The sequence below is a fragment of the Acidovorax sp. SUPP2825 genome, from assembly GCF_030158995.1.
In the GTDB taxonomy this organism is placed as follows: Bacteria; Pseudomonadota; Gammaproteobacteria; order Burkholderiales; family Burkholderiaceae_C; genus Paracidovorax.
In genome coordinates this window covers 1-674 of sequence record NZ_BQXK01000068.1, presented here as the reverse complement: position 1 = coordinate 674, position 674 = coordinate 1, and the positions used below count along the sequence as shown (strand labels likewise).

Genomic DNA, 674 nt, shown 5'->3' with positions numbered 1-674 from the left:
GCAGGCGGTGGCTCAGGCGTTGCGGCAGACGCATGTTGCGCTGACGGGGCTGCTGGAGCACGAGCATGCGAGCCTGTCGCTGGCGCAGCGCTGCAGCGGGCTGGAGGCGGGGGTGCCGCTGTTCACCACCTTGCTCAACTACCGCCACGGGGCATCTGCGTCTGAGGATTCAGGCCAGTCCTGGGAAGGCATGGAAATTCTTGGAACGCGGGAGCGCACCAATTATCCGTTCGGGCTGTATGTGAATGACAGGGATGGCGGCTTCGAGCTGGTGGCGCATATTGCGCAGCAAGTCGGAGCGCAGCGCGTCGCGGAATACGTGAGGCAGACCCTCGAAGGCCTGGTCCAGGCGCTGGCCCGCAGGCCATCGATGGCGGCCGTAGAAGTGGCGGTCCTTGATGACGAGGAAGACGCGTCCTTGCGGCAAAAGGGCATTTCCCTGAGGGCCGGGCTGGATGCGCAGCCGCTTCACCGTCTTGTGGAGCGGCAGGCAATCAACCAGCCTGGCGCCATTGCGTTGCGTTGCGAGGATCAGACCCTGACCTATGGCGAGCTCAATGCGAGAGCCAACGGAGTGGCGCACCGCCTGATGGCGCTGGGGGTGGTGCCGGAGACCCGGGTGGGCATTGCCATGCAGCGCTCGGTGGAGATGGTGGTGGGGCTGCTGGCCATCC

General features: G+C 65.6%; 1 protein-coding gene. It reads left to right on the top strand.

Going from position 1 to position 674, the window contains the following annotated elements:
• The coding region (locus AVAK2825_RS24750) for an AMP-binding protein (protein ID WP_284403128.1) at positions 1-674 on the top strand (674 nt) is incomplete at both ends.